The sequence below is a fragment of the Paraburkholderia sp. BL6669N2 genome (genome assembly GCF_003387275.1).
Taxonomy (GTDB): domain Bacteria; phylum Pseudomonadota; class Gammaproteobacteria; order Burkholderiales; family Burkholderiaceae; genus Paraburkholderia.
In genome coordinates this window covers 1,862,382-1,879,735 of the sequence record NZ_QUNA01000001.1, presented here as the reverse complement: position 1 = coordinate 1,879,735, position 17,354 = coordinate 1,862,382, and the positions used below count along the sequence as shown (strand labels likewise).

Genomic DNA, 17,354 nt, shown 5'->3' with positions numbered 1-17,354 from the left:
ACCACGCTGTATTTATTACGAAATGGTAAGGTGTATCTGCCCGGCAGGTGCGGGCTTAACGCGGTGCGGCTAACATCCGGCACTTGTTAAAAAAGCGCTCGATGGCCGTTTCGGTGTAAACCGAAAAGTGTCACGGAACGTTAATGCTTGATGCTGGTCGAATGCGCGTTGGCGGTCTGCAGCAGGCGTTTAACAACCTCGTTGCACGACTCCGGCCCGGTCGCTCCGGCGGTTTTAACCGCACGCGCTCTAACCGTATTTCCCCTGATCAAGGTTGCCTCGAAATTGCCGTTATGCTGGAAGAATCACCTCGATTCCGGCATAGGGTGGCAGCGGCGAGGCGTAACGCGCCGGCGATCGTTTTTTTCGATCGATGCGCGGCACTTATTCGTGTTTTTGCGATCGGAGCTTACAAGCCGGTTTAAGGAGCGCGTATAAGTGCTTCAAATTGCTAATTTTTCGTTGTTTTACTACACTTGCGGAAACCTCTCGCCGCTCCCTACCGAACACCCATGAAAACCGACATGTTTTCGTCGCTAAAAGTGATCCACGGCGCGGCCCGCAGCACCGCGCTGTCGGTGGCCGTCTCCATGGTCATCGCAGCGGCGTTTGCCACGCCCGTGAGCGCTTTTGCCGCCACGCCCGCTGCAACTGCAAAAACTTCCAAACACGCCAAAGCGGCCAAAAAGCCGGCTGCCGAGTCTGATGCCAAGACCAAGGTGTCGAGCAAGGCCTCGAAAGCGACCAAAGGCGCGGCTGCAAAGACCGTAGCCGCCGCTGACGACGACGCGCCGCGCGCGGGCGTCAAGCGTAAGCGCGTCACGTACACGTCGAACGGCCGTCATCACTCAGTGGTGCGCCGGGTCGCGTACGAACCGCGTCAGCCGAGCGTCGGCCAGGCTTTCGGTCTGCACGAAACGCCGGACGCTCTCATGCTGCGCTCGAGCGTCGCGTACGTGATCGATCAGAACTCGGGCGAATCGCTGTTCGACAAGAACTCGCGCGCCGTGGTGCCGATCGCGTCGATCACCAAGCTGATGACCGCAATGGTGGTGCTGGACTCGAAAGAGGCCATGACCGACCAGATCGAAGTCACGGACGAAGACCGGGATTACGAAAAGAACACCGGCTCGCGTTTGTCGGTGGGCTCGGTGCTGTCGCGTGAAGATATGCTGCACATCGCGCTGATGGCGTCGGAAAATCGCGCGGCCGCGGCGCTGTCGCGCTATTTCCCGGGCGGCCGTCCGGCATTTCTCGCGGCCATGAACGCGAAGGCCAGACAACTTGGCATGACCGACACGCACTTTGAAAACCCCACGGGTTTGACGAGCCAGAACGTGTCGAGCGCGCGCGATCTCGTGAAGATGGTCAACGCGGCGTACCAGTATCCGTTGATCCGCAAGTTCTCGACCGATCACAGCTACGAGGTGTACACCGGCAAGCGCTCGCTCGCGTACAACAGCACGAATGCGCTGGTGCGCAATCCGACGTGGGACATTGGTCTGCAGAAGACCGGCTTCATCAACGAAGCGGGCGAGTGCCTCGTGATGCAGGCGACCATTCACGGCCGCCCGATGATCATGGTGCTGCTCGACTCGTCGGGTAAGTACTCGCGATTCGCCGACGCCACACGTCTGCGCACATGGCTGGATAACGGTGGCGGCGAGCCGCGCATTACCAGCGCGGACGCCGGCGGCCCGGGTACCTGAAGCGTTTGTTCCGTGGCCGGTTTCCGACCGGCCGCATGAAAACAAAAAGCCTCGCAAAAAATGCGAGGCTTTTTGTTTTGAGCGGAAGAAGCGAAGTGCCGGCTTACGCGTGATGGCTATGCGAATGGTCTTGCGAGGGTTGCGGCCGGTAGCCGAGCGACTCCGAGATCATCAACGCCGTCTGGCTAAGCTGGCCAATCCAGGAATCTTGCAGGCGGTCCGCCGGCGCCGACAGTGATAGACCGGCAACCAGCTTGCCGGTGTCGTCGTAAATGCCGGCGGCGATGCAGCGCACGCCTAGCTCCAGTTCTTCGTTGTCTCGCGCGCACGCCTGCTGGCGCACGTGCGACAACTCGCGCTCCAGTTTGGTCAGGTCGGTGATGCTGTTCTGCGTGTGGCCCGACAAACCGGTGCGCGTGGCGTAGGCTCGCACGCGGGTGGATTCGTCGGCGGCGAGGAACAGCTTGCCCACCGAGGTCAGATGCAACGGCGCCCGTCCGCCAATCGCCCGCACCACCTGCATGCCGGATCGCTCGGAATACGCGCGCTCGATATAGACGATCTCGTCGCCCTGACGCACCGACAGATTCACCGTCTGGCCCGTCTGACGATGCAATTCGCGCATCGGCGTGAGCGCCGCGTCGCGCACCGACAGGCGCGCCTTCACCAGATTGCCCAGTTCGAGCAGGCGCATGCCGAGACGGTAAGTGCCGGGATCCGACCGGTCGACCAGCCGGCACATCACCATATCGTTCAGGATGCGGTGCGCGGTGGACGGATGCAGCTCCGTGCGGATGGCGAGTTCTTTCAGGCTGACCGGGTCGCTATGCGCAGCGAGTGCGTCGAGCAAGCGCATCATGCGTTCGATCACCTGGATCGAAGTTTTGGGATCCGGGTTCGTATCGCTCATGGGAGGAATCGGTTGACGCGTCAAACAGCGGAAATTGATTGTATCCCGTATTGTGAAAAGATGGAAAGCGGTTGGAACGCCTATTCCAAATCAGGCCGCTTTCGTCCTATGGCTTCCGGCCGTTGGTATTGTGCGGCAAACAGCGGATAATCAGGCACGTTTTCCCGAAGGAGGGCTCATGCGAGTCGGATTGTTCGTTACCTGCCTGATCGACCTGATGCGTCCCGAGATCGGTTTTTCGGTCATCAAGTTGATTGAAGGCGCCGGATTCGAGGTGATGGTGCCGCCCGCGCAAACCTGTTGCGGGCAACCGGCATACAACTCGGGGGAGCGGCGCATCGCGCGCGATCTGGCCGAGAAGACCCTGCGCGAGTTCGAGCAGTTCGATTACGTCGTGGTTCCGTCCGGTTCGTGCGGTGGCATGATCCGCGCGCATTACGGCGACCTCTTCGCCGACGACCCCGAACTGATGAACCGCTTCGGCCGGCTGCGCGCGAAGGTGTTCGAGCTGACCGATTTCCTTGTCAACGTGGCCAAGGTGCAATTGCAGCCGGGCGAGTTCGCGGGGCAGGTCACGTATCACGATTCCTGCTCCGGGCTGCGCGAACTCGGCGTGAAGGCGCAGCCGCGCGCCTTGCTGGCGCAAGTCGGCGTGACGGTGAACGAGATGAAGGATTGCGAGCATTGCTGCGGCTTCGGCGGCACATTCGCGGTCAAGTATGGCGACATTTCCACGGCGATCGTCGACGAAAAGTGCGCGAATATTCGGGCGGCCGGTACTGGCACCGTGGTGCTAGGCGACCTCGGCTGCATGCTGAATATTGAAGGCCGTCTGCGGCGTACCGGCGACGCCACCACGCGCGTGCTGCACATCGCGCAGGTGCTGGCCGGCGACGTATAACGCGGGCTGCCGTACTGCCGCCGTCTTCATCCAGATATGCGCGCTTGACCCGTATCCGCTCGCGCTTCGCCCGTTTTGCCTGATTACGCCCAAGGCCGCCATGCAAGTCCAATCGATGCAATTCAAGGCACGCGCCGGTCAGAAACTCGCCGACCAGCGTCTGCAGCAGAACCTCACCAAGCTGTCGACCAAGTTCGTGTCGGCCCGCGCCACGGCCATGACCGCGATCGATTTTCCCGCCACGCGCGCCGCGCTGAAGGAACGTCGCAATCGCGCGCTGGAAAATCTCGACGTGTGGCTGGAAACCTTCGAGCGCGAAGCGGCCCGGCGCGGCGTGACGGTGCTGTTCGCGGAGACGACCCAGGAGGCCGCGCGGCTGGTCGGCGACATTGCGCGCCGGCACGAGGTGAAGAAGGTGATCAAGACCAAGTCGATGGTCACCGAAGAAATGCGCCTGAATGAAGTGCTCGGGCAGATGGGCGTGCAATCCATCGAAACCGATCTGGGTGAGTACATTCTGCAGATCAACGATAACGAGCCACCGAGCCACATCATCGCGCCGGTCGTCCATAAAGATAAGGACGAGATCGCCGACCTGTTCGCGAAGACTCACAACCGGCCGCGCCTGACCGAAATCACTGACATGACGCGCGAAGCCCGCGAGATGCTGCGTCCGCATTTCATGACCGCTGACATGGGCGTGACAGGCGGCAATTTCGTGGTGGCGGAAACGGGCTCGGTCGTGCTGGTCACGAACGAGGGCAACGAGGGCATGTGCACCGTGATGCCACGCGTGCATGTGGCGGTGACGGGCATCGAGAAAGTGCTGCCAACACTCGAAGATCTGGCTACGGCGATGCGTCTCCTGCCGCGCTCGGCGACCGGGCAGACCACCTCGAACTATTTTTCCCTGTTGACGGGGCCGCGCGGCGAGGGCGACCAGGACGGTCCCGAGCATATGTACGTGGTGCTTGTCGACGGCGGGCGCACGGGGCTGATCGGCGGCGACTTCCAGGACATGCTGAGGTGCATCCGCTGCGGCGCGTGCATGAACCATTGCCCGGTGTATCAGAAGGTGGGCGGGCATGCTTACGGCTGGGTGTATCCCGGCCCGATGGGTTCAGTGTTGACGCCGAGCTATGTCGGCATCGACAAAGCGCTGGATTTGCCCCAGGCCGCGACCTTGTGCGGCGAGTGCAATAGCGTGTGCCCGGTGGGCATTCCGCTATCCGACCTGTTGCGAAAGCTTCGCGAGAAGCAGGTGGAGCGGCGTCTGCGACCGTGGAAAGAGCGCATGGGACTCGCCGTGTGGGGTTTTCTGGCGCTGCATCCGGACGCTTACGCGCTTTTCACCAAGCTGGCTGTGCGTGTGCTGGAACGCATGGGCGGGAGAAACCGGTCGATCGCCAAGCTGCCGCTGGGCGGCGCGGGCTGGACCAATACGCGGGATATGCCCGCTCCGGTCGGCCGAACGTTCAGGGAGTTGTACGCGGCGCAGCGCAGTCATATTGGCTGAGTAAGCGTTGATGGGCCGACATTGCTGTCGTCTGTTTCTATTCGCTCGGCATTAGGCGAGCCGGTGGTTCCGGTATCGCGCTGTCTCGTCTCGCGTCGAAGCGCAATGCCGTCTATGTGATATCGCCGGGGCCACCCGCATGTTGTGGCCGCAAAAATCAGAGCGCGGTGCGCCTGCGCATCAGCACATGCGTACCGCGCGACAACCATGCGGTTCGTCCAGATCAGTGGTCCGTCATCTGGCCCGACTGGCGACCCGGCACGCCTCGCACGGGTGCGCCGTTATTGCCGTTGCCGTGACCGCCTCCACCGCCGGCCTGCTGCTGCGGGGGTGGCGGTGGCGGCGGGCTGCCCGCCCCCGGTCGAGGCGCATTCGATCCGCTCGGTCCGCGCGGGCCACCGACGGCACCCTGCGGCGGCGGTCCGCCGTGCGATCCGCCGTTCGGCTGACCGTGCCAGCCGCCGTTGTCGCCGTGATTGCCGTTGTTTCCATAATTGCCGTTGTTCGGCCGGCCCCGGTCGGGATAGCCGCCGTAGCCGGGTCCGGGTCCGTAATAGCGGCCCGGCCCGTTGTTGTAGTAGCCGGGGCCGTAGTAGTCGCTATAGCCCATGTATACGTTGGTTTGCGGCACGACCGGCACACCGGGGGCGTAGCCATCGTAATTGTCATAGCCGCTATAGCCGCCGCCGTAGCCATTGCTATACATGGGCGTGCCGTCCGGATAGACCGCGCAGCCGCCGAGCAGGGTGGCGACAGCGAGGCAGGCGAGTGGTGCAAAACCAAAGCGTTTCATGTGATCGACCGATGCGGGATTTTGTTTCTGTAAGACCGCTATTATCGCCATCCGTCGCAGCAGCTTTGTATGTGTTTGTAAGGATTTATTTTCTGTGCCATGACCCGTGTGGAACGTCGTGCGCACCGAAACGTGAATTCACTGTTCCATCCAGAGCAACGCTCTATGTCGCGCCAGTGGGTTTTTCCCGATTGTGAATTTCTATAAGATTTCGACTGGGCATAGTGGTTAACGAACTCAACTGCCCCAATCGGAAGAATCGACATCATGAAAAAGACAATATCGGTGTACTGGCCCCTCGCCATCGTTTTGCCGCTCGCTGCGGCTGGTTATCTGCATATTTGTGGCAACGCCGCGTCGCGCGTCCCGCAAGCTCCACTCGCGGCCGACCAGTTGACGGCTGAACTCGCGCGTGCCGTTTCGTACGGCATGATCGACGACGCCTCGACATTGCCGGCCAAACCGATGCGCGCCACCACGGCGATGCCGGTGGCGGAAGCGTCGTAAGCACGGGGTCGAGCGTGACCACAATCGGCCGCTGTACCCACTGCCACGCTCGCGACAGCCGCGCCCTGGCTCCCGGCGAGATTCCGGCCAGCTTTGTATAATCGCGGCAACATTTATTAACAGTCAGCCTGCGGGCCTCACGCGCCTGAAAAGCCCTCGATGAAAACCGTATCCATCTGCTTTGTCTGCCTCGGGAACATCTGTCGTTCGCCGACCGCGGAAGGTGTGATGCGTCATCTGGTCGGCGAGGCGAAGCTCGCGGAACGCATTGTGATCGACTCGGCTGGAACGGGCGACTGGCACATCGGCGAGCCGCCAGACGAGCGCGCGCAGCAGGCGGCCGGCCGGCGCGGCTATGAGATCGCCGACTTGCGCGGCCGTCAGATCGCCGCGGCGGATTTCGACCGCTTCGATCTGCTGATCGCCATGGATGACAAAAATATCGTCGCGTTGCGTCAGATCTGCCCGCCGCAGCAACGCGACAAGATTCGTCTGCTGATGGAATTTGTTCCCGAAGGAGACGCCCGCTGGAGTGGCGCCCGCGAAGTCGTCGATCCGTATTTCGGCGGCGCGGAAGGTTTCGAGCAAGTGCTGGATCAATGTGAAGTTGCCTGCCGCGGCCTCATCGCGGCGCTGCGTCCCCAATTGCTTGCATAGAGTTCAGCGGGAGCGCGCGCCGCGCTGATTCAGCAATTAAGCAAATGACCCAAATCGCGGTAGGGATACTTGACTAAATCGCTCATGTATTTATACTTGACAAAACTTGTCGAGAATTGCGGTCCCACACCATATGAGACTCACCACGAAAGGCCGTTTCGCCGTCACGGCGATGATTGACCTGGCACTGCGCCAGGAGCAGGGCCCGGTGACGCTTGCGGGTATCAGCCAGCGCCAACACATCTCCCTGTCGTACCTCGAGCAGCTGTTTGGCAAGCTGCGTCGTCATGAAATCGTCGAGTCCGTGCGCGGACCGGGCGGCGGCTACAATCTGGCCCGCCGCGCTGAAGACGTGACGGTGGCCGACATCATCATCGCGGTCGACGAGCCGCTCGACGCCACCCAGTGCGGCGGCAAGGGCTCGTGCGAGGGCACCAAACAGCACGACGGCCACTGCATGACGCACGAGTTGTGGTCCACGCTGAACCAGAAAATGGTCGAGTATCTCGATTCGGTGTCCCTGAAGGATCTGGTCGATCAGCAGCGCTCGCGGGAAGGCGCGCCGGCCGTGATACGCGACAGGCGCAACGAAGCGCCGGCGGTCGAACCCGTCCGCGTGGCGCCGAAAGGGCCGAATTCAGTTTTCAACATGGCCGGTTCCTAGGCGCGGTATCGAGCAGTCACCGCAGCCTGATAAGAAACCCAGAAGCCAGAGCACATGACGTCCCCGGAGCAATTGATGAATAACGACACTCTCCATCTGCCCATCTACATGGACTACAGCGCGACGACGCCGATCGATCCGCGCGTGGTGGACAAGATGATTCCGTATCTGCGCGAGCAGTTCGGCAATCCCGCATCGCGCAGCCACTCCTATGGCTGGGCGGCGGAGCGCGCAGTCGAAGAAGCGCGTGAGAATGTCGCCGCGCTGGTGAACGCCGATCCGCGCGAAATCATCTGGACCTCGGGTGCCACGGAGTCGGACAACCTGGCCATCAAGGGCGCCGCGCACTTCTACAAGAGCAAGGGCAAGCACATCGTCACGGTGAAGACCGAGCACAAGGCCGTGCTCGACACCTGCCGCGAACTCGAGCGCGAAGGCTTCGAAGTCACGTATCTGGACGTCAAGGACGACGGCCTGATCGACCTTGATAAATTCAAGGCGGCACTGCGCCCGGACACGATTCTGGTGTCGGTCATGTCGGTGAACAACGAGATCGGCGTGATCCAGGACATCGAGGCGATCGGCGAGATCACTCGTGAAAAGGGCATCATTTTCCACGTCGACGCGGCGCAAGCCACCGGCAAGATCGAAATCGACCTGCAAAAGCTGAAGGTCGACCTGATGTCGTTCTCGGCGCACAAGACCTACGGTCCGAAGGGCATCGGCGCGCTGTACGTGCGTCGCAAGCCGCGTATCCGTATCGAAGCGCAGATGCACGGCGGCGGTCACGAGCGCGGCATGCGTTCGGGCACACTGGCCACGCACCAGATCGTCGGCATGGGCGAAGCGTTCCGTCTCGCGCGCGAAGAAATGGCTACGGAAAACGAACGCATCCGCATGCTGCGCGATCGTCTGCTGCGCGGCCTGTCGCAAATGGAAGAAGTGTATGTGAACGGCGACATGGAAAAGCGTGTGCCGCACAACCTGAATATCAGCTTCAATTTCGTCGAAGGCGAATCGCTGATCATGGCGGTCAAGGATGTAGCGGTGTCGTCGGGCTCGGCCTGTACGTCGGCTTCGCTGGAACCGTCGTATGTGTTGCGCGCGCTGGGCCGTAACGACGAGCTGGCGCATAGCTCGATCCGCTTCACGGTGGGCCGCTTCACGACCGAGCAGGACGTCGACTACGTGATCAACCTGCTGAAGACCAAGATTTCGAAGCTGCGCGATTTGTCGCCGCTGTGGGAAATGCATAAGGACGGGATCGATATTTCGACCATCCAGTGGGCAGCGCACTGACGCGCCGTTTGGACAGCGTCGAATTTATCGAATTGCTAACTGCACGAATTGCAGGTTGAAACGAATCAAGGAGTGTCATCATGGCTTATAGCGACAAGGTTCTGGACCACTACGAAAACCCGCGCAACGTCGGTTCCTTCGCGAAAGACGACGATGCAGTCGGCACCGGCATGGTCGGCGCGCCGGCGTGCGGCGACGTGATGAAGCTGCAGATCCGCGTGGGCGCGGACGGCATCATCGAAGACGCGAAGTTCAAGACGTATGGCTGCGGTTCGGCGATTGCATCGAGCTCGCTCGTCACCGAATGGGTGAAGGGCAAGACACTCGATCAAGCCATGTCGATCAAGAACACGCAGATCGCCGAAGAACTGGCGCTGCCGCCGGTGAAGATCCACTGCTCGATCCTCGCGGAAGACGCGATCAAGGCAGCGGTCGCCGACTACAAGCAACGCCACGGTGAAGCGGTCGTCGCGGACGAAAAGCAGCACGCTTGATCAAGCGGCGGTTGCGGCGCGGTTTCAGGTAAATCGAAACGGACGAGGGTGCGAATTGAGGCCAGCCGTCCGGCACGAACGATATTTGACGCAGGCAGGGTAGCAGCGCGTGAGCAGGTAGAGGTATGACCGGCACGCGCTGCGCAATGAGAAACGCTATGGCAATTACGTTGACCGAAAAGGCAGCACAGCACGTCCAGAAGTATCTGATCCGGCGCGGTAAGGGCGTCGGCTTGCGGGTCGGCGTGCGTACAACAGGTTGCTCCGGCTTGGCTTACAAGCTCGAGTACGTGGATGAACTCGCGCCCGAAGACGAAGTGTTCGATTGCAACGGCGTGAAGATCATTGTCGACCCGAAGAGCCTCGCTTATATCGACGGCACCGAACTCGACTTCGCGCGTGAAGGGCTGAACGAAGGCTTCAAGTTCAACAACCCGAACGTGAAGGACGAATGCGGTTGCGGCGAATCGTTCCGCGTGTAAATCGGGACATTCCGCGTGCAGCGGATCAAAGGCGGCGCGGGCCGCCTTTTTAATTTGATCCGCGAATTCGCCTATGCCGGTGCTGCGTGTACCGCCGCCAATTCGTCGCAAGACCGCGCTTTTTGACTGCACTCCGGTGCGCTTTCCTGAACGGACTTCTTTTATCCGATGGCCTCGCTGAACGACAGCCACTTCGACCTGTTCGATCTGCCGGCGCAATTCGCGCTCGACGCATCCGCGCTCGATCACGCCTACCGCACGGTCCAGGCTCAAGTGCATCCGGACCGCTTCGCGGCGGCCGGCGACGCGCAGAAGCGCATTGCGATGCAATGGGCGACGCGGACCAACGAGGCGTATCAGACGCTGCGCGATCCGCTGAAGCGCGCCACGTATCTGTTGCATCTGCGCGGCATCGACGTCGGCGCGGAGAACAACACGGCGATGGAGCCGGCGTTCCTCATGCAGCAGATGGAATGGCGCGAAGGCATCGAAGACGCGGCCGCGGCAAAGAACGTCGACGCGCTCGGCGCCTTGCTCACCGAACTGCGCGACGAAGAGCGCATGCGTTTCGACAAGCTCGGCGCGTTGCTCGATAGCGGCGCGAATCAGGCGGCCGGCGAGGCAGTGCGGCAGTTGATGTTCATCGAACGGGTGGCGTCGGAAATCGGCACGCAGATCGAGCGGCTCGAGAACTAGCGGGCGCGCCACGAATGCGGCGATGCCCGCCAGAAGAGCCGTAGCATTTCATCCAGCAACGCGAAAATTCAGGACGGGGCCGAGCGGCCCCGAGAAGATCCAGATGGCCCTACTGCAAATCTCCGAACCCGGCATGGCGCCGGCGCCCCACCAGCGGCGTCTGGCGGTCGGTATCGATCTCGGCACCACCAATTCTCTCGTCGCCGCCGTGCGCAGCGGCGTGCCCGACGTGCTGCCCGACGCCGACGGCCATGCGCTGCTGCCCTCGGTGGTGCGTTACCTCGAAAAAGGCGGCCGACGTATCGGCCGCACGGCCAAGGCCGAGGCGGCGAGCGATCCGCGCAACACGATCGTCTCGGTCAAGCGCTTCATGGGGCGCGGCAAGGCGGAAGTGGAGGGCGCCGAAAACGCGCCGTACGATTTCATCGACGCACCCGGCATGGTGCAGATCCGCACCGTCGACGGCGTGAAGAGCCCGGTCGAAGTGTCGGCCGAAATTCTCGCGACGCTGCGTCAACGCGCCGAAGACACGCTCGGCGACGAACTGGTCGGCGCGGTCATCACGGTGCCGGCTTACTTCGACGAAGCCCAGCGGCAGGCCACCAAAGACGCGGCGCGTCTGGCCGGCCTGAATGTGCTGCGTCTCCTGAACGAACCGACCGCGGCCGCGATTGCCTACGGCCTCGACAACGGCTCCGAGGGTCTGTATGCCGTGTACGACCTCGGCGGCGGCACCTTCGACCTGTCGATTCTGAAGCTCACCAAGGGCGTATTCGAAGTGCTCGCAGCCGGCGGCGATTCCGCGCTCGGCGGCGACGATTTCGATCACGCGCTGTATCGCCATGTGCTGGAGCAAGCGGGTATCGCGCCGCAAACGCTCGCACCGGAAGATGTACGCCTGCTGTTGGACAGCGTCCGCGAGGCCAAGGAGGCCTTGTCCGACGCGCCGAGTGCGAAGCTGCAGACTACGCTTTCGAACGGCGCTCAGCTCGATCTGACGATCGACGAGGCCACTTTCGATGCCATCACACAGGCGCTGGTGCAGCGCACGCTCGGCCCGACGAAAAAGGCGCTGCGCGACGCCAAGGTCACGACCAAGGAAATCAAGGGCGTGGTGCTGGTCGGCGGCGCGACGCGCATGCCCGTGATTCGCCGCGCGGTCGAGGCGTTTTTTCGGCCAGCCGCCGCTGATCAATCTTGACCCCGATCAAGTGGTCGCGCTGGGCGCCGCGATCCAGGCCGATCTGCTCGCGGGCAACCGCGGTGCGGACGGCGACGAGTGGTTGCTGCTCGACGTGATTCCGCTTTCGCTCGGCGTGGAGACGATGGGCGGTTTGACCGAAAAGATCATCCCGCGCAATTCGACGATTCCGGTCGCGCGCGCGCAGGATTTCACGACCTTCAAGGACGGCCAGACGGCCATGGCGATCCACGTCGTGCAGGGCGAGCGCGAGCTCGTCAGCGACTGCCGCTCGCTCGCGCGCTTCGAGCTGCGCGGCATTCCGCCGATGGCTGCCGGCGCGGCACGCATTCGCGTGACCTATCAGGTGGACGCGGACGGCCTGCTGTCCGTGTTCGCGCGCGAGCAGGGCTCGGGCGTGGAAGCGTCGGTGGTGGTCAAGCCGTCCTACGGTCTCGCCGATGACGACATCGCCCGCATGCTCGAAGACAGTTTCTCGACCGCTGAAGTCGACATGCGCGCGCGTGCGCTGCGCGAAGCGCAGGTCGAAGCGCGCCGTCTCCTGGAAGCCACCGACGCCGCCCTGGCCGCCGACGCCGAACTGCTCGACGACAGCGAACGCGCCGAACTCGACAAGCTCCTCGACGAATTGCGCAACGTCGCGCAAAGCGACGACGTCGACACGATCGAAGCCGCCACCAAAACGCTCGCCGAAGGCACCGACGAATTCGCCGCCCGCCGGATGAACAAAGGCATTCGCCGCGCGCTCGCCGGCCGCAAGCTCGACGAGATCTGAGCCGGCGCTGGCGGCAGGCGGCCTCCACTTGCAAGAGGCCGCCGCAAAAAACCGAATCGCGCCGCGTGGACTTAAAAAGTCCGCGCGGCGCCAGTAAAATGGTACGGAGCCTGTTTGCGGCCGCCGTGCCGCAGACCCAAACGGAAAATGTATGCCTCAAATCGTTGTGCTGCCTCACGTCGAACTGTGCCCGGAAGGCGCGGTGATCGATGCCGTGCCCGGCAAGAGCATCTGCGACAGCCTGCTCGAACACGGCATTGAAATCGAGCACGCGTGCGAGAAGTCGTGCGCCTGCACGACTTGTCACGTGATCGTGCGTGAGGGTTTCGCCGCCTTGACGCCGTCGGAGGAAGACGAGGACGATCTGTTGGACAAGGCGTGGGGGCTCGAACCGGCTTCGCGCCTGTCGTGCCAGGCCTTGGTGCCGGCTGAGCAGGATCTGGTTGTCGAAATCCCTCGCTACTCGATCAATCACGCGAAGGAAAATCACTAACAGGAGGATGCAGCCATGAAGTGGACCGATACGCAAGACATCGCGATGGCCCTGACTGACAAGCACCAGGACATCGATCCGCAACAGGTGCGCTTCACCGACTTGCACCGTTGGGTCACCGAGCTGGAAGGATTCGACGACGATCCTAACCGGTCGAACGAAAAGATCCTCGAGGCAATTCAGGCTGCATGGATTGAAGACGCGGATTACTGAGCGTCACTGAATTTTGCGGCACCGGTCAGCCATCTGGTCGCGCTTCCCGGTTGCGGCAACAGAAAAAGGCGATTCCATTTGGAATCGCCTTTTTTGCGTCTGGCGGAAAGTCTACCTGCGTGCGGTTAGCTCGCCACGAGCGTTCCGTTCTGAACCCTGACGCGCTGACCTTGCTGGAACGGCGGCGCTTCATGGTACGTGAAGTAACGCGTCTTGCCGTTTTCCATGCGCACGCGCACCGAATACGACGTGGTGCTGCGGATATGTTTTTCGACCGAGTTGCCGGCAAGGCCGCCGCCGAGCGCACCGAGAACCGTCATCGCGGTGCGGCCGTTGCCGCTGCCGAACTGATTGCCGACCACGCCGCCAGCCACTGCGCCGCCGACCGCGCCGATGCCGGTGCCATGACCTTCCTGACGCACCGCCGAGATGGCCTCGACCGTGCCGCAAGTCGAGCAGTATGCGGGTTGCGGCGGCGGCTGCTGCGCATAGTTAGGTGCTGCCTGCGCCTGTTGCTGCTGGGCGTATTGCGGCTGCTGTGCGGGGGCCGGCGCCCGGGTGGGCGCGGGTTGCGGCTGTTGCGCGGCCTGCTGCGTCGCCGGATTCGCGGGCGCCGCCGAATCCACTACGCCCGGTGGCGTGGTCTGGGTGGCGACCTGCGCCGTTTGCGTCTGATCGCTTTGCGCGCCGCCGGTGCCGGACGCCTTCGAAAACACGCCAGTGACAGCCGCCGTGGCGGCGAGGCTGGCGATGATCACCGCGCCGGCAGCGGTCGCGACGAGCGGGTGAATCCGGCGTTGTGGCGCGGGTTGCGCGGATTGAGTGGTCGGTTGCGTGTTGGGATTGTCCATTTTTGGCCTCCGTCTTCAACAGAGTCGACTTTTAGTAAGACAAAGTGTCGGATAAATCGATTCCGCGAGGGTTTCAATTTGTAACGATTTCCAGGCAATCATCGCGCCGGCGCCGCATCAAAGCCGTGTGACGCGGCGGGGCGCCGCTTCCGGCCAGCGAGAGCGCGATGAACGTCGGCAGTCGTATCATCGCACGGCCTGCAGTTTTTACCGCTGGTTACAAACCGTCGGGCGGCCGCGGGACACAGCAGGCAGCAAGAAAAACGCCCGGCATGGAGCCGGGCGTGTGCATATGCCTTGAACAACGCAAGTCTCAGTCTTCGCGGCGCAGATGCGGAAACAGAATGACGTCGCGGATGCTCGGGCTGTCCGTCAGCATCATGACCAGACGGTCGATGCCGATGCCGCAACCGCCGGCCGGCGGCATGCCGTATTCGAGCGCGCGGATGTAGTCCGCGTCGTAGAACATGGCTTCTTCGTCGCCGGCCTCTTTCTGGTCGACCTGCTTCTTGAAGCGCGCGGCCTGGTCTTCCGGATCGTTCAGCTCCGAGAAGCCGTTGGCGATCTCGCGGCCCGTGATGAACAGCTCGAAACGCTCGGTGATGCCCGGCTGCGCGTCCGACGCGCGCGCGAGCGGCGACACTTCAACCGGGTAGTCGATGATGTATGTCGGCTCCCACAATTGCGACTCGGCGGTTTCCTCGAACAGCGCCAGTTGCAGCGAACCGACGCCCGCGTTCAGGAACTGCGGCTGCGACGCATCCACGCCGAACTTCTTCAGCTCGGTGCGCAGGAACGCGCTGTCCGCCAGTTGCTCGTTCGTGTATTGCGGCGCGTACTTCTGGATCGCCTGCGTGATCGTGAGTCGATGGAACGGCTTGGCCAGATCGAGCTCGCGGCCCTGATACGTGATCGTGGCGGTGCCGAGCGAGTCGATGGCCGCCTGACGGATCAGCTGCTCGACGAAATCCATCAACCACTTGTAATCCGTGTACGCCGCGTAGAACTCGATCATCGTGAATTCCGGATTGTGGCGCACGGACACGCCTTCATTGCGGAAGTTACGGTTGATCTCGAACACGCGCTCGAAGCCGCCGACCACCAGACGCTTCAGATACAGCTCCGGCGCGATACGCAGGAACATCTGCATGTCGAGCGCGTTGTGGTGCGTGGTGAACGGCTTGGCCGCCGCGCCGCCCGGAATCGGGTGCAGCATCGGCGTTTCGACTTCCATGAAATCGGCCTTCGCCATGAAGTTGCGGATCGACGAAATCGCCTTGGTGCGCGCGACGAAAGTCTTGCGCGTTTCCGGCGTGACGATCAGATCGACATAACGCTGGCGATACTTCGTTTCCTGGTCGGCAAGACCGTGGAACTTGTCCGGCAGGGGACGCAGCGACTTCGACAGCAGGCGCAGTTCCGTGCAGCGCACCGAGAGTTCGCCCTTGTTGGTGCGGAACAGCACGCCGCGCGCCGCCACGATATCGCCCATGTCCCACTTCTTGAAGGCGTCGTACGTTTCCTGGCCGACGTCGGCGGGCGTGATGAAGAACTGGATCTGACCGGAACCGTCGCGCACGGTTGCAAAGCTCGCCTTGCCCATCACGCGCTTGAGCATCATGCGGCCGGCGATCGCGACTTCGAGCGGATTCGCCTCTAGCGCTTCCTTGTCGGAATGTTCGAACTGCGATTGCAGATCTTCGGCGTGATGAGAGGGACGGAAATCGTTCGGATAGGCGACGCCTTGCTCACGCAGTTCGCGCAGCTTTTCGCGGCGCTCGGTCATGATCTTGTTGTCGTCCGCCTCGGGCACGACATTGGGCTGGGCCGCACTAGGCTGGGCCGCGTTGGGCTGGGTCGGTTCGGTCATGGTGATCTGATATTCGGTGGCCCGCAGGGGCGTGGCGCGCATGCGGGTGGCCAGTCAGTAAAAAACCTCAGGCGGTGTAAGGAAACAGCGAGAACAGCGAAGCGATGAACCAGAGGCGAAGCCGCGGCGCGGCCTTGCACGCCGCGCCGGTTACGTTACGCTTAGACGCCCTGTTTCAGGCTGGCGCTGATGAACGGATCGAGGTCGCCGTCGAGCACGCTCTTGGTATTGCTGATTTCGACGTTGGTGCGCAGATCCTTGATACGGCTGTTGTCCAGCACGTACGAGCGGATCTGATGACCCCAGCCCACATCGGTCTTGCCGGCTTCGAGCTTGTCCTGCTCTTCCTGACGCTTGCGGATTTCCGCTTCGTACAGGCGCGATTTCAGCATGGCCATGGCTTCGGCGCGGTTGCGGTGCTGCGAACGGTCGTTCTGGCACTGCACGACGATACCCGACGGTATGTGCGTGATACGCACCGCGGAGTCGGTCTTGTTGATGTGCTGACCGCCCGCGCCGGACGCGCGGTACGTGTCGATACGCAGATCGGCCGGGTTGATGTCGACTTCGATCGAGTCGTCGATTTCCGGGTACACGAACACCGACGAGAACGACGTATGACGGCCGCCCGACGAATCGAACGGCGACTTGCGCACGAGGCGGTGCACGCCGGTTTCGGTGCGCAGGAAGCCGTACGCGTATTCGCCTTCGATCTTGATGGTGGCGTTCTTGATGCCCGCGACGTCGCCGTCGGTCTGTTCCAGCACTTCGGTCTTGAAGCCCTTGCGCTCGCAGTAGCGCAGATACTGGCGCAGCAGCATGGACGCCCAGTCGCACGCCTCGGTGCCGCCGGCGCCGGCCTGGATGTCCAGGAAGGCATTGTTCGGATCCGCCGGGTTCGCGAACATGCGGCGGAATTCCATGTCGGCGACACGCTGTTCGATGCCTTGCGCGTCGGCTTCGCAGGCGAGGAGGGTTTCCTCGTCGTCTTCCTCGCGGGCCATGTCGAACAGGTCCTGCGCGTCGCGCAGGTCGTTATCGAGCGACGTGAGTTTGCCGACGGTGTCGTCGAGCAGCTTCTTTTCCCGGCCGAGTGCCTGGGCGTGCTTCGAGTCGTTCCAGACGTCCGGGTCTTCGAGTTCCCGGTTGACTTCGATTAGACGCAGTGCTTTGTCGTCGTAGTCAAAGATACCCCCGTAGCGAGTCCGCGCGATTGCGCAGGTCCGCCAGTGAGGCTTCGATCGCGTTGAGACGTTCCGCTTCCATGTCGATCTTTTATAGCTTCGTAAAAAGTGGAAATTATAGCCGATCGGCACGCCGCGC

The 17,354-nt window shown here is 62.3% G+C and carries 18 protein-coding genes and 1 pseudogene; 14 read left to right on the top strand and 5 right to left on the bottom strand.

Translation table 11 applies throughout. The annotated features are described in order from the left end of the window. Positions 1-143: 143 nt before the first annotated feature. Together B0G80_RS46375 and pbpG are read left to right on the top strand one after the other, a co-directional pair. Positions 144-425, top strand: coding sequence for a hypothetical protein (locus B0G80_RS46375; protein WP_147309845.1), 282 nt, complete (start codon positions 144-146; stop codon positions 423-425). Between the two features lie 87 nt (positions 426-512). Continuing rightward, the gene (gene pbpG / locus B0G80_RS08670) at positions 513-1,709 is read left to right on the top strand and encodes a D-alanyl-D-alanine endopeptidase (protein ID WP_116117717.1); all 1,197 of its coding nucleotides are present in this window, start codon (positions 513-515) and stop codon (positions 1,707-1,709) included. Positions 1,710-1,812: 103 nt separating this feature from the next. On the opposite strand, the gene B0G80_RS08665 is transcribed toward pbpG, so the two are convergent. Further along, positions 1,813-2,619 (bottom strand): IclR family transcriptional regulator, encoded by an 807-nt coding sequence (locus tag B0G80_RS08665; RefSeq protein ID WP_106279427.1) that lies wholly within the window; start codon positions 2,617-2,619, stop codon positions 1,813-1,815. A gap of 178 nt (positions 2,620-2,797) precedes the next feature. Here B0G80_RS08665 and B0G80_RS08660 point away from each other — a divergent pair, with 178 nt between their 5' ends. Together B0G80_RS08660 and B0G80_RS08655 are read left to right on the top strand one after the other, a co-directional pair. Further along, entirely contained in the window at positions 2,798-3,520 is a 723-nt protein-coding gene (locus B0G80_RS08660) for a (Fe-S)-binding protein (RefSeq protein WP_106279429.1), read from the top strand. 100 nt (positions 3,521-3,620) lie between these two features. Continuing rightward, the gene (locus B0G80_RS08655; protein ID WP_116117716.1) at positions 3,621-5,036 is read left to right on the top strand and encodes a lactate utilization protein B; all 1,416 of its coding nucleotides are present in this window, start codon (positions 3,621-3,623) and stop codon (positions 5,034-5,036) included. 223 nt (positions 5,037-5,259) lie between these two features. Here B0G80_RS08655 and B0G80_RS08650 read toward each other — a convergent pair whose 3' ends face one another. Beyond that, complete coding sequence (locus tag B0G80_RS08650; RefSeq protein WP_116117715.1) at positions 5,260-5,829, bottom strand: hypothetical protein; 570 nt, start codon at positions 5,827-5,829, stop codon at positions 5,260-5,262. Between the two features lie 267 nt (positions 5,830-6,096). Here B0G80_RS08650 and B0G80_RS08645 point away from each other — a divergent pair, with 267 nt between their 5' ends. From B0G80_RS08645 to iscX, 10 genes and pseudogenes are all read left to right on the top strand, one after another. Beyond that, the gene (locus B0G80_RS08645; RefSeq protein WP_116117714.1) at positions 6,097-6,336 is read left to right on the top strand and encodes a hypothetical protein; all 240 of its coding nucleotides are present in this window, start codon (positions 6,097-6,099) and stop codon (positions 6,334-6,336) included. Between the two features lie 159 nt (positions 6,337-6,495). Next, positions 6,496-6,993 (top strand): low molecular weight protein-tyrosine-phosphatase, encoded by a 498-nt coding sequence (locus B0G80_RS08640; RefSeq protein WP_116117713.1) that lies wholly within the window; start codon positions 6,496-6,498, stop codon positions 6,991-6,993. A 133-nt stretch (positions 6,994-7,126) separates the two neighbouring features. Then, positions 7,127-7,657, top strand: a complete 531-nt coding sequence (gene iscR / locus B0G80_RS08635) for a Fe-S cluster assembly transcriptional regulator IscR (RefSeq protein ID WP_012433568.1) — start codon at positions 7,127-7,129, stop codon at positions 7,655-7,657. 75 nt (positions 7,658-7,732) lie between these two features. Then, complete coding sequence (locus B0G80_RS08630) at positions 7,733-8,956, top strand: IscS subfamily cysteine desulfurase (protein WP_116117712.1); 1,224 nt, start codon at positions 7,733-7,735, stop codon at positions 8,954-8,956. Between the two features lie 80 nt (positions 8,957-9,036). Then, on the top strand, positions 9,037-9,450 hold the full coding sequence (iscU, locus tag B0G80_RS08625) for a Fe-S cluster assembly scaffold IscU (protein ID WP_007181285.1): 414 nt from the start codon (positions 9,037-9,039) through the stop codon (positions 9,448-9,450). A gap of 158 nt (positions 9,451-9,608) precedes the next feature. Next, positions 9,609-9,932, top strand: a complete 324-nt coding sequence (gene iscA, locus B0G80_RS08620) for an iron-sulfur cluster assembly protein IscA (RefSeq protein WP_035546490.1) — start codon at positions 9,609-9,611, stop codon at positions 9,930-9,932. A gap of 168 nt (positions 9,933-10,100) precedes the next feature. Further along, positions 10,101-10,628: a Fe-S protein assembly co-chaperone HscB gene (gene hscB, locus B0G80_RS08615; protein ID WP_116117711.1), complete on the top strand. Its 528-nt coding sequence runs from the start codon at positions 10,101-10,103 to the stop codon at positions 10,626-10,628. Between the two features lie 103 nt (positions 10,629-10,731). Beyond that, positions 10,732-12,604 (top strand): annotated as a pseudogene (gene hscA, locus B0G80_RS08610) (Fe-S protein assembly chaperone HscA). A gap of 151 nt (positions 12,605-12,755) precedes the next feature. Continuing rightward, complete coding sequence (fdx, locus tag B0G80_RS08605; RefSeq protein ID WP_116117710.1) at positions 12,756-13,097, top strand: ISC system 2Fe-2S type ferredoxin; 342 nt, start codon at positions 12,756-12,758, stop codon at positions 13,095-13,097. Positions 13,098-13,112: 15 nt separating this feature from the next. Next, positions 13,113-13,310 carry a Fe-S cluster assembly protein IscX gene (gene iscX / locus B0G80_RS08600; RefSeq protein WP_007181290.1) on the top strand — a complete coding sequence of 66 codons (198 nt, stop codon included), beginning with the start codon at positions 13,113-13,115 and terminating at the stop codon, positions 13,308-13,310. A 125-nt stretch (positions 13,311-13,435) separates the two neighbouring features. Here iscX and B0G80_RS08595 read toward each other — a convergent pair whose 3' ends face one another. The 3 genes from B0G80_RS08595 to prfB all read right to left on the bottom strand — a co-directional run bounded on the left by B0G80_RS08595 (position 13,436) and on the right by prfB (position 17,297). Further along, positions 13,436-14,161, bottom strand: coding sequence for a glycine zipper 2TM domain-containing protein (locus B0G80_RS08595; protein ID WP_116117709.1), 726 nt, complete (start codon positions 14,159-14,161; stop codon positions 13,436-13,438). Between the two features lie 313 nt (positions 14,162-14,474). Beyond that, positions 14,475-16,031 (bottom strand): lysine--tRNA ligase, encoded by a 1,557-nt coding sequence (gene lysS / locus B0G80_RS08590; RefSeq protein WP_116119577.1) that lies wholly within the window; start codon positions 16,029-16,031, stop codon positions 14,475-14,477. Between the two features lie 161 nt (positions 16,032-16,192). Then, positions 16,193-17,297, bottom strand: a protein-coding gene (gene prfB / locus B0G80_RS08585; RefSeq protein ID WP_106279449.1) for a peptide chain release factor 2 whose coding sequence is annotated in 2 segments (ribosomal slippage) — positions 16,193-17,215 and positions 17,217-17,297 — 1,104 coding nt in all. Because the reading frame shifts where the segments join, the coding sequence is not laid out codon by codon here. Positions 17,298-17,354: the final 57 nt, after the last annotated feature.

What these genes read in the sequence shown, in the direction of transcription:
- lysS (WP_116119577.1), bottom strand. Translation starts at nt 16,031, where the DNA reads ATGACCGAACCGACCCAGCCCAACGCGGCCCAGCCTAGTGCGGCCCAG.
- fdx (WP_116117710.1), top strand. Translation starts at nt 12,756, where the DNA reads ATGCCTCAAATCGTTGTGCTGCCTCACGTCGAACTGTGCCCGGAAGGC.
- iscU (WP_007181285.1), top strand. Translation starts at nt 9,037, where the DNA reads ATGGCTTATAGCGACAAGGTTCTGGACCACTACGAAAACCCGCGCAAC.
- B0G80_RS08630 (WP_116117712.1), top strand. Translation starts at nt 7,733, where the DNA reads ATGAATAACGACACTCTCCATCTGCCCATCTACATGGACTACAGCGCG.
- B0G80_RS08655 (WP_116117716.1), top strand. Translation starts at nt 3,621, where the DNA reads ATGCAAGTCCAATCGATGCAATTCAAGGCACGCGCCGGTCAGAAACTC.
- pbpG (WP_116117717.1), top strand. Translation starts at nt 513, where the DNA reads ATGAAAACCGACATGTTTTCGTCGCTAAAAGTGATCCACGGCGCGGCC.
- iscA (WP_035546490.1), top strand. Translation starts at nt 9,609, where the DNA reads ATGGCAATTACGTTGACCGAAAAGGCAGCACAGCACGTCCAGAAGTAT.
- B0G80_RS08640 (WP_116117713.1), top strand. Translation starts at nt 6,496, where the DNA reads ATGAAAACCGTATCCATCTGCTTTGTCTGCCTCGGGAACATCTGTCGT.
- iscR (WP_012433568.1), top strand. Translation starts at nt 7,127, where the DNA reads ATGAGACTCACCACGAAAGGCCGTTTCGCCGTCACGGCGATGATTGAC.
- iscX (WP_007181290.1), top strand. Translation starts at nt 13,113, where the DNA reads ATGAAGTGGACCGATACGCAAGACATCGCGATGGCCCTGACTGACAAG.
- B0G80_RS46375 (WP_147309845.1), top strand. Translation starts at nt 144, where the DNA reads ATGCTTGATGCTGGTCGAATGCGCGTTGGCGGTCTGCAGCAGGCGTTT.
- B0G80_RS08645 (WP_116117714.1), top strand. Translation starts at nt 6,097, where the DNA reads ATGAAAAAGACAATATCGGTGTACTGGCCCCTCGCCATCGTTTTGCCG.
- B0G80_RS08595 (WP_116117709.1), bottom strand. Translation starts at nt 14,161, where the DNA reads ATGGACAATCCCAACACGCAACCGACCACTCAATCCGCGCAACCCGCG.
- B0G80_RS08660 (WP_106279429.1), top strand. Translation starts at nt 2,798, where the DNA reads ATGCGAGTCGGATTGTTCGTTACCTGCCTGATCGACCTGATGCGTCCC.
- B0G80_RS08665 (WP_106279427.1), bottom strand. Translation starts at nt 2,619, where the DNA reads ATGAGCGATACGAACCCGGATCCCAAAACTTCGATCCAGGTGATCGAA.
- hscB (WP_116117711.1), top strand. Translation starts at nt 10,101, where the DNA reads ATGGCCTCGCTGAACGACAGCCACTTCGACCTGTTCGATCTGCCGGCG.
- B0G80_RS08650 (WP_116117715.1), bottom strand. Translation starts at nt 5,829, where the DNA reads ATGAAACGCTTTGGTTTTGCACCACTCGCCTGCCTCGCTGTCGCCACC.